Origin of the sequence: Streptomyces sp. NPDC051109 (assembly GCF_044455885.1) — a bacterium.
In the GTDB taxonomy this organism is placed as follows: Bacteria; Actinomycetota; Actinomycetes; order Streptomycetales; family Streptomycetaceae; genus Streptomyces.
The window spans coordinates 1-9,752 of the sequence record NZ_JBITFF010000055.1; the positions used below are offsets into that span (position 1 = coordinate 1).

A 9,752-nucleotide genomic window follows, 5' to 3' on the forward strand; every position below is an offset into this window, starting at 1 on the left:
CATCGCGAAGCGACGCGACCGCAGGGAGCGCCCTTGACGGACCGACCCGACACGGAAGGACAGTGGACTGACGGGACGCCCCCGGACACACCACCAACCCCGGGTCGACGGGTCCTGCTCCCGGTGGCCCCGTCAGGTCGCCGCACCCCGAGTCGGCGAGTCCCGCCCCCGAAGCCCCCGTCCCGCCCCCTACTCCTCCGGCGGGAACACTGCCTCCCCCGTCCCCGCCAGCGTGATCAGGATCGCCTCCACCGGGCAGCCCTCCGCCGCCGTCAGGATCGGCTCGTTCGCGTCCGTCTCCGGATCCCGCGGATGCGACTGGCGCGCCGAGTCCAGCGCGAAGCCCTCCGGCGCGTGGTTCACGCACATCCCCGAGCCGATGCAGACGCTCCGGTCCACCTCGACCGCCCAGCGGTCACCCACGGCGCTCACGCACCCGCCGCGTAGCCCGCCGGCAGGTGGATCATCTTGTGCTCCAGGTACTCGCTCAGCCCCTCGGGCCCGAACTCCCTGCCCACGCCGCTGTTCTTGTAGCCGCCGAACGGCCCCAGCATGTCCAGGCTGAAGGTGTTCACGTTGAAGGTGCCCGTCCGCACCTGCCGGGCGAAGTCGATGCCGTGCTCGACGTCTCCCGTCCAGACGCTGCCGCTCAGGCCGAACTCCGAGTCGTTGGCGACCCGTACGGCCTCCGCCTCGTCCCCGTACGGGATCAGGCAGACGACCGGCCCGAAGATCTCCTCGCGGGCGATCCGCATCGAGTTGTCCACGTCCCCGAAGAGCGTCGGCTCCACGTACCAGCCCTGCTCCAGCCCCGCCGGGCGGCCGCCGCCCGCCAGGACCTTCGCGCCCTCCTCCTGGCCGATCCGGATGTAGTCCAGCGACCGCTGCTGCTGCCGCCGGGCCACCAGCGGTCCGAGCTGCGTCGCCGGGTCCAGCGGGTCGCCGACCACGAGCGCGCCGGCCGCGGCCGCGAGCGCCTCGGCGACCTCCTCGTACCGGCTGCGCGGTGCGAGCACCCGGGTCTGGGCCACGCAGGCCTGCCCGTTGTTCATCCATGCGGCCGGGACGATCCCGGCGATGGTGGACTCCAGGTCGGCGTCCGGCAGGATCACGGCGGCGGACTTGCCGCCGAGTTCGAGCGTGACCCGGGCCAGGTTGCGGGCGGCTACCTCCATCACCCGCTTGCCGGCCGCGACCGAGCCGGTGAAGGCCACCTTGTCGACGCCGGGATGGCCGACCAGGTACTCGCTGACCTCCCGACCGGCGGGCAGGATCGACAGGACGCCCTCCGGCAGCCCTGCCTCGCGGGCGATGTCGGCGAGGATGAAGGAGTCCAGCGGCGACTCGGGAGACGGCTTCAGGATCACCGTCGACCCCGTCAGCAGCGCGGGCGCGAGCTTCGCGGCGGCCACGAACTGCGGCACGTTCCACGGGATGACGGCCGCGACCACGCCCACCGGCTCCCGGCGCACCAGGATCGGCCCGAGCACGCCTTGGCGGTGCTCCTCGTACGGGTAGGCGCGCGCGACCTGGATCGCGGCGTCGTAGACCATCATCGGGCCGAGCGCCTGGGCGAGGACGCTCCAGGAGTACGGGGACCCGTTCTGCGAGCTGATCGACCGGGCGATCTCCTCGTGCCGGACGGCGATCGCGTCCTTGATCCGGGTGACGACGGCGATCCGCTCGTCCAGGGACATCCGGGGCCAGGGCCCCTCGTCGAAGGCCTTGCGCGCGACCGCGACGGCCCGGTCCACGTCCGCGCGGGAGGCGTGCGGGACGCTGCCGATGACCTGCTCGGTGTGGGGGGAGACGATCTCGATCGTGTCGGTGCCCAGCGGATCCGTCCACTCCCCGCCGATGAACAGGTGTCCGTGTTCCACGAGCTCGGTCATGGCTGCTGCCTCCTGCGGCTTGGCGTTCCCGAACTGATACCAGTTCTAGTTCTAGGAGTCCACGGCCAGGACGGAACGGCCCGGAAGATCCAACAAGGGGTTGCGACTAGTCAGAACCGGCTGCAGATGGTCGACTTGGGCGACTACTGCAACACGTTCTCGTGAGAGTGAGCCGGGCGGCGCAGACGCGGCCGGGCGCAGCGCAGACAGGGAGCCCTCATGCCGCAGGACATGCCGCCGCAGGACATGCCGCCGCAGGACACGCCGCCCCGGGCCGCACCGCCCGCCGGCCCCGGGGCCACGCCGCCCCCGCACGTCACCGACCACGGCGGCGGCGTCCGCGGCATCAAGGTCCCGATCCCCGACAATCCGCTCGGCCACACTCTCGTCCACGTCCTCGACACCGACCGCGGCCCCGTCCTCGTCGACACCGGCTGGGACGACCCGGAGTCCTGGGACACCCTCGTCTCCGGGCTCGGCGCCCTCGGCATCGCCGTCTCCGACGTGCACGGCGTGGTCATCACCCACCACCACCCCGACCACCACGGCCTGTCCGGCCGGGTCCGCGAGGCCTCCGGGGCGTGGATCGCCATGCACGCCGCCGACACCGAGGTCGTCGTGCGGACCCGCTCCGCCGAGCCCGGCGTCTGGTTCGACTACATGAGCGAGAAGCTGGCCGCCGCCGGAGCCCCCGAAGAACACATCGCCCCCCTGCGGGCCGCCCGCGCGGGCGGCCGCCTGCGCACCCTGCCCGGGCTGCGGGCCGCCGTCCCCGACCGGGAGATCGCCCCCGGTGAGCTGCTCCCCCTCGCCGGGCGCCGCCTGCGCGCCATCTGGACCCCGGGGCACACCCCCGGCCACGTCTGCCTGCACCTGGAGGAGCGGCACCCCGCGAACCTCCCCGGCAACGGCCGCCTCTTCTCCGGGGACCACCTGCTGCCCGGGATCTCCCCCCACATCGGCCTCTACGAGGACCCGGAGGACACCCGGGTCACCGACCCCCTCGGCGACTACCTCGACTCCCTCGAACGCATCGGCCGCCTCGACCCGGCCGAGGTGCTCCCGGCGCACCAGTACGCCTTCACCGACGCCCCGGCCCGGGTACGCGAACTGCTTCGCCACCACGAGGAGCGGCTGACCGGCCTGTGGGAGCTGCTGGCCGAGCCGCTGACCCCGTGGCGGCTGGCGGAGCGCATGGAGTGGAACCGGCCCTGGGAGCAGATCCCGTACGGCTCCCGCAACATCGCCGTCTCGGAAGCCGAAGCCCATCTGCGGCGGCTGGTGAAACAGGGCCGGGCGGAGGCGGTCCCGGGCACCGACCCGGTCACGTACCGCGCAGTGTGACGGCGGCGGACGACTGCGGACTGCCGCGGGCTCGCCGGTAAGGGGCGCTACGCGCCGGCGCCACCCTTCCGGGCTGCTACGGGCCGGTACAGTTGACCCGTCGTCCACCCTTCCGTACGGGGGAAAGCCGGTGCGATTCCGGCGCTGACCCGCAACCGTGACCCGCCCCGGCCCCTGCCGGGCGGGGAGCCGGACCGCCCCGTACGCGAGGTGCGCGGCTCGCGCCGCCGGAGCCCCCGGCGGCCGGCACCGTCGAGGTACACGGAGCCGGAGCCCGGTGCCCCGTGCGGGCCTGCTCTCCTGCTCCCCGGCACGAGAGGCACCCGCCCCCCATGAACGTCCGCCGCAGCGCCGCCGCGCTCGCCGCCTCCGCCGTGCTCTGCGTGGGCGCCGCCCCCGCAGCCCTCGCCGCGCCCTCCCCCTCCACCCCGCCGGCCCCGGTGATCCCGTCCGGCCTGTTCGGCAAGAAGGACCCGACGTACGACGGCGTGTGGCGGCAGTCCTTCGCGCTGCTGGCCCAGCACACGGTCGGCGTGCAGCCGGCCAAGGAGGCCGTCGACTGGCTCGCCGGCCAGCAGTGCGCCAGCGGCGGCTTCGCCTCCTTCCGCGCGGACGCCGCCGCTGCCTGCGACGACAAGACGATGTTCGACACGAACGCCACCGCGATGGCCGTGCAGGCGCTGAAGGCTCTGGGCGGCCGGGACGCGGCGGTGAAGAAGGGCGTGGACTGGCTGAAGTCCGTCCAGAACGAGGACGGCGGCTGGGCCTTCGTCCCCGGCACCCCGAGCGAGGGCAACTCCACCTCCATAGTGATCAGCGCGCTGGCGGTGGCGGGCGAGAAGCCGGCCGACGTGAAGTCGAAGGCGGGCAAGTCCGCGTACGAGGGCCTGCTGGCCTTCCAGCTGGGCTGCGCCGCCGAGCCGGCCTCCGACCGCGGCGCCTTCGGCTACCAGCCCGCGCCGGACGGCAAGCTCCCGGCCAACGCCGACGCCACGGCCGCCGCCGTCCTGGCCGGCCTGGGCCAGGGCGCGGTCGTCTCCCCCGCCACCGCGGACACCCCCGCCGCCGCTCTGGCCTGCCCGGCGACGGGCGCCGCCGACCCGGCGGCCGCGGCCCAGGGCGCGGCCGGCTACCTGGCCGAGACGCTGAAGAAGGACGGCCACCTCACGGCCGTCACCCCGGGCGCGGACCAGCCGACCGCGGACACCGGCAACACCGCCGACGCGGTGATCGCCCTGGCCGCGGCCGGGCACAAGCAGTCGGCGGCGGCCGCGCTGGAGTGGCTGAAGGCGAACTCTGCGGAGTGGGCCAAGGACAGCCCCGCGGCCCTCGGCACCCTGGTCCTGGCCGCGCACGCGACCGGCACGGACCCGAAGTCGTTCGGCGGCACGGACCTGGTGACGGCCCTGAACGCGACGGGCCCGGCCCCGCAGACCTCCGAGGCGGCGGCGGAGCCCGAGAAGAAGGAGTCGGACTCGAAGGACGACTCCAACGTCTGGTGGATCGTGGGCGCGGGTCTGGCGGCCGGCATGGGCATCGGCGTCCTGCTGAGCGGCCGCCGGAAGAAGAACCAGCTCTGATGCGCCACCGCAGCCTGACCCCGCTCGTCCTCGCGTTCGGCGTCCTCCTCACCCTGCTGGCGTCTTCCCCGGCCCTGGCGGCGGGCTACCGGTACTGGTCGTTCTGGGAGGGCGCGGGAGGCCAATGGCAGTACGCCGCGCAGGGCCCCTCGACGGCCCGCCCGGCGGACGGCTCTGCGCTCGGCTTCCGCTTCGCGGTGAGCCAGGACGCGGCGGCCGAGGCTGCGAAGCCGCGCGCGGCGGCGGATTTCGCGGCGGTCTGCGCGTCCACTCCGGCGGTGGAGGGCCGCAAGCGGATCGCGGTGGTCGTCGACTTCGGCGTGCCCGCGGACGCCCCCACCGGCGACGCCCCGCCGCAGGACGCCCCGCACACGGCCTGCGCACAGGTCGCCCCGGACGCCACGGCGGCCGAGGCCCTGGCGGAGACCGCCAAGCCGCTGCGCTACAACAGCGCGGCGCTGCTCTGCGCGGTGTCGGGCTACCCGAAGCAGGGCTGCGGCGAGCCGATCGCGGACGCGGAAGAGAAGCCCGGTGCGAAGCCGAGTCCCGCGCCGCAGCCTTCGGCGCAGTCGGATTCCGGGGACGGCGGCCCGTCCACGGGCCTGCTGGCCGGCCTGGCCGCGGTGGCCGCCCTGGCCGCAGCCGCGATCTGGCAGTCCCGCCGCCGATGACACCCCCCGCCACCCCCGACGGCCCGGCCCGCCCCGCCCCGTCCGGCTCCCCCCGCCCGGCGGAGCCGGCGGACCGGGCGGTGGCCGGTGTGGCCGGTGTGGCCGGTGTCGGGAGCATCACCGCAGCGGGCGGGGAGGGTGGCGGCCGGCTCGCCGCCGGGGGTGGTGCGGGTACGGCCCGGACCCGCCGGCCCGCGGACGAAGGCGTGACGCCGGGCGGGCCCGGGAGGGCCGGGGCGGATGGTCCCGGGTCGGGGCCGACGTACGAGACGAGCCGGGTGCACCGGCTGGCGGCTCCGCAGGCCCGCCGGGGAAACGCCCTGCACGCGGGGGCCTGGTGGCTCTGGGCGCTCGGGCTCGCCACCGCCGCCTCGCGCACCGCCAATCCGCTGCTCCTCGGCCTGATCGTCGGCGTGGCCGGCTACGTCGTGGCCGCCCGCCGGACCGCCGCACCGTGGGCCCGGTCCTACGGCGCGTTCCTCAAGCTCGGCCTCTTCGTCATCGGGCTCCGGCTCCTGTTCTCGGTGCTGCTCGGCTCCCCGATCCCCGGCGCGCACGTCCTGTTCACCCTCCCCGAGGTGCCGCTGCCCGCCTGGGCGGCCCAGGGGATCCGCCTCGGCGGCCGCGTCACCGCCGAGCAGCTCGTCTTCGCCTTCTACGACGGCGCCAAGCTGGCCGCCCTCCTCGTCTGCGTCGGCGCCGCCAACGCCCTCGCCAACCCGGCCCGGCTGCTGAAGTCCCTCCCGGCCGCCCTCTACGAGGCCGGCGTCGCCGTCGTCGTCGCCATGACCTTCGCGCCGAACATGGTCGCCGACGTCGCCCGCCTGCGGACCGCCCGCCGCCTGCGCGGCCGCCCCACCGGCGGCGTCAAGGCGGTCCTCCAGATCGGCCTGCCCGTCCTGGAGGGCGCGCTGGAGCGCTCGGTCGCCGTCGCCGCCTCCATGGACGCGCGCGGCTACGGCCGCACCGCGCAGGTCCCGCCCGCCGTCCGGCACACCACCAACGTCCTCACCCTCGGCGGCCTGCTCGGCATGTGCGCCGGCACGTACGGACTGCTCGCCGCCGAGGGCGCCGCGTACGGGCTGCCGGTCCTCGTGATCGGCCTCGTCCTGGCGCTCGCGGGCCTGCGTCTGGGCGGGCGGCGCAGCATCCGGACCCGCTACCGGCCCGACCGGTGGGAGTGGCGCGCGTGGCTGGTCGCCGGGTCGGGCGCGGCCGTCGCCGCCGTCCTGATCCGTGCCGGGTCCGTCGACCCGGCCGCCCTGCAGCCCGGCGTCGTCCCCCTGGTCGCCCCGACGCTGCCGCTGTGGCCGGCGGCCGGGATCCTGATGGGCCTGCTCCCGGCGTTCGTGGCGCCCGTACCGTCCACCACACTTCCGAAGGAAACACCCCAGTGATCCGCTTCGAGCAGGTGTCGGTCACGTACGACGGCGCCGCGCAGCCCACCCTCCGCGATGCCGATCTGGTGATCCCGGAGGGCGAGCTCACGCTCCTGGTCGGCCCGTCGGGCGTCGGCAAGTCCACGCTCCTCGGTGCCGTCTCCGGCCTGGTCCCGCACTTCACCGGGGGCACGCTGCGCGGCCGCGTCACCGTCGCCGGCCGCGACACCCGCACCCACAAGCCGCGCGAGCTCGCCGACGTCGTGGGCACGGTCGGCCAGGACCCGCTCGCACATTTCGTGACGGACGTGGTCGAGGACGAGCTGGCGTACGGCATGGAGTCCCTGGGGCTGGCGCCGGCCGTCATGCGCCGCCGGGTCGAGGAGACCCTCGACCTGCTCGGCCTGAACGAACTGCGCGACCGCCCCCTCGCCACCCTCTCCGGCGGCCAGCAGCAGCGGGTGGCGATCGGCTCGGTCCTGACCCCGCATCCGAGGGTCCTGGTCCTGGACGAGCCCACCTCGGCGCTGGACCCGGCCGCCGCCGAGGAGGTGCTCGCGGTCCTCCAGCGCCTGGTGCACGACCTGGGCACGACGGTCCTGCTGGCGGAGCACCGCCTGGAGCGGGTGGTCCAGTACGCGGACCAGGTGCTCCTCCTCCCGTCCCCGGGCGCTGCCCCCGTCCTCGGCAGCCCGTCCTCGATCATGGCCGTCTCCCCGGTCCATCCCCCGGTGGTGGCCCTGGGCCGCCTGGCGGGCTGGTCCCCCCTTCCCCTCTCGGTCCGCGACGCCCGCCGCCGATCGGCTCCGCTCCTGTCCCGCCTGTCCGGCCTGCCCCCCGCGCCGTCCGGGGCGGCGCCCGAGCCGGCGCAGCCCGCATCCGACGCGCGGGGGGTCGGGGTCCCCCCGGCTCGGCGAGAGAGCTCAGCCACCGGCTTCGGGAAGGGGCGGGGCGGGGACGAGGCCACGCGCGGCGGCCGCCTGTCCCGCCTGCTCCGCCGGGGCGGGCCGGCGCCCGGGCCCGCCGCCGCAAGCGGTACCGGAACCAAGGCCGGGACCGCGGCCGCGAGCGGGACCAGGACCGGCCCCCGCGTCGGCAGCGGTGACCCGGGGCCGGTGGCCCGGGTCACCGCCCTCTCGCTGCGCCGCGGCCGCGCCGAAGTCCTCCACGGCATCGACCTCTCCGTCGTGCCCGGCGAGACCATCGCCCTCATGGGCCGCAACGGCGCCGGCAAGTCCACCCTCCTCGCCACCCTCGTCGGCACGCTCGCCCCCACGACCGGCACCGTGACCGTCCGCGGCCGCACCCCCCACCGCACCGCCCCGCGGGAGATGGTCCGCCGCGTCGGCCTCGTCCCGCAGGAGCCCCGCGACCTCCTCTACGCCGACACCGTGGCCGCCGAGTGCTCCGCCGCCGACTCCGACGCCGGCGCGGCCCCCGGCACCTGCCGGGATCTCGTCTCCGCCCTGCTCCCCGACGTCCCCGACGACACCCACCCCCGGGACCTCTCGGAGGGCCAGCGCCTGGCCCTGGCCCTGGCGCTCGTACTCACCGGCCGGCCCGCCCTGCTCCTGCTCGACGAGCCGACCCGCGGTCTGGACTACGCGGCCAAGGCCCGTCTGATAGAGATCCTGCGGGCGCTGGCCGCCGACGGGCACGCCATCGTCCTCGCCACCCACGACGTGGAGCTCGCCGCCGAGCTGGCCCACCGGGTCGTGGTCCTGGCCGGCGGCGAGATCGTCGCGGACGGCCCGACCGCCGAGGTCGTCGTCTCGTCCCCGGCCTTCGCCCCGCAGGTGGCCAAGATCCTGGCCCCGGCCCCCTGGCTCACGGTGACCCAGGTGGCAAAGGCCCTGGCCGAACCCCGAGCCGAAGGCGAACCGCGGGCCGAAGGCGAACCGCGGGCCGAGGGCGAACCGCGGGCCGAGGGCGAACCGCGGGCCGAGGGCGAGGCCACACCGTGACCCGCCCCGCCCGCCCCCTCCGCATCGGCCCCCGCGCCGCCGCCGCGCTGCTCCTCGTCACCCTCATCGGCATCGCGGCGTTCGGCTGGCCCCTCCTCGCCGACCGCCGGTCCGGGCTCGCCCACTCCCAGGACGCCCCCTGGCTCTTCGCCGGGCTGCTCCCCCTCCTGGTCGCCGTGGTCGTCGCGACCATCGCCGACCAGGGCATGGACGCCAAGGCGGTGGCGATGCTCGGCGTGCTCGCCGCGGTCGGGGCGGCCCTGCGGCCGCTGGGCGCGGGCACGGCCGGCTTGGAGCCGATGTTCTTCCTGATGGTGCTCAGCGGCCGGGTCCTCGGCCCCGGCTTCGGCTTCGTCCTCGGCTCGGTCACGATGTTCGCCTCCGCCCTGCTCACGGGCGGGGTCGGGCCGTGGATGCCGTTCCAGATGCTGGCGATGGGCTGGTTCTCGCTGGGCGCCGGGCTGCTGCCCGGCGCGGAGCAGCTCCGGGGCCGGGCGGAGCTGCTGATGCTGGCGGCGTACGGGTTCCTCGGCTCGTTCGCGTACGGCACGGTCATGAACCTGCAGGGCTGGGTGCTCCTGCAGGGCATGGGCCAGGGCATCTCGTTCCACCCCGGGGATCCGGTCCCCGCGAACCTGGCGCGCTTCGCCGCCTACTGCGTGGCGACCTCGCTGGGCTGGGACCTGGGCCGGGCCGTGCTGACCGTCGTACTGACCCTCGCGATCGGCGGCACGCTGCTGAAGGCGTTGCGGCGGGCGGTGCGGAAAGCGGCGTTCGAGGTGCCGGTTTCCTTCGGTTCGCGTTGAAAGTGGCCCCGACCACACACCATTTCGCGTAGCGAACCGGTACGGAAAGTGACATTCGGGGCGTTTCCCGGTGACCCGCCCCACAGGACCCACGTCACATACGACACGCACTAGTA

8 protein-coding genes and 1 riboswitch are annotated in these 9,752 nt (G+C 75.4%); of the genes, 6 read left to right on the forward strand and 2 right to left on the reverse strand.

Annotated elements, in window-relative coordinates; genetic code table 11:
- Positions 1–189: 189 nt before the first annotated feature.
- Both ACIBAD_RS37245 and ACIBAD_RS37250 read right to left on the reverse strand, forming a co-directional pair.
- Positions 190–423, reverse strand: coding sequence for a ferredoxin (locus ACIBAD_RS37245; RefSeq protein WP_134075835.1), 234 nt, complete (start codon positions 421–423; stop codon positions 190–192).
- A 5-nt stretch (positions 424–428) separates the two neighbouring features.
- Positions 429–1,892: an aldehyde dehydrogenase gene (locus ACIBAD_RS37250; protein ID WP_398911467.1), complete on the reverse strand. Its 1,464-nt coding sequence runs from the start codon at positions 1,890–1,892 to the stop codon at positions 429–431.
- A gap of 246 nt (positions 1,893–2,138) precedes the next feature.
- On the opposite strand from ACIBAD_RS37250, the gene ACIBAD_RS37255 reads away from it, so the two are divergent.
- The 6 genes from ACIBAD_RS37255 to ACIBAD_RS37280 all read left to right on the forward strand — a co-directional run bounded on the left by ACIBAD_RS37255 (position 2,139) and on the right by ACIBAD_RS37280 (position 9,636).
- A complete protein-coding gene (locus tag ACIBAD_RS37255; RefSeq protein WP_398911478.1) occupies positions 2,139–3,236 on the forward strand; it encodes an MBL fold metallo-hydrolase in 1,098 nt (365 codons plus the stop codon).
- Positions 3,237–3,357: 121 nt separating this feature from the next.
- A riboswitch (cobalamin riboswitch) is annotated at positions 3,358–3,432 on the forward strand.
- Between the two features lie 136 nt (positions 3,433–3,568).
- Positions 3,569–4,816, forward strand: a complete 1,248-nt coding sequence (locus tag ACIBAD_RS37260; RefSeq protein WP_398911469.1) for a prenyltransferase/squalene oxidase repeat-containing protein — start codon at positions 3,569–3,571, stop codon at positions 4,814–4,816.
- Positions 4,816–5,487, forward strand: a complete 672-nt coding sequence (locus tag ACIBAD_RS37265; protein WP_398911471.1) for an SCO2322 family protein — start codon at positions 4,816–4,818, stop codon at positions 5,485–5,487. Before ACIBAD_RS37260 ends, ACIBAD_RS37265 begins: the two co-directional genes overlap by 1 nt.
- Positions 5,484–6,884 carry an energy-coupling factor transporter transmembrane protein EcfT gene (locus ACIBAD_RS37270; protein WP_398911473.1) on the forward strand — a complete coding sequence of 467 codons (1,401 nt, stop codon included), beginning with the start codon at positions 5,484–5,486 and terminating at the stop codon, positions 6,882–6,884. The genes ACIBAD_RS37265 and ACIBAD_RS37270 overlap by 4 nt, the downstream gene beginning before the upstream one ends.
- Complete coding sequence (locus tag ACIBAD_RS37275) at positions 6,881–8,830, forward strand: ABC transporter ATP-binding protein (RefSeq protein WP_398911475.1); 1,950 nt, start codon at positions 6,881–6,883, stop codon at positions 8,828–8,830. Before ACIBAD_RS37270 ends, ACIBAD_RS37275 begins: the two co-directional genes overlap by 4 nt.
- The gene (locus ACIBAD_RS37280; protein ID WP_134075243.1) at positions 8,827–9,636 is read left to right on the forward strand and encodes an ECF transporter S component; all 810 of its coding nucleotides are present in this window, start codon (positions 8,827–8,829) and stop codon (positions 9,634–9,636) included. The genes ACIBAD_RS37275 and ACIBAD_RS37280 overlap by 4 nt, the downstream gene beginning before the upstream one ends.
- The last annotated feature ends 116 nt before the right edge of the window (positions 9,637–9,752 follow it).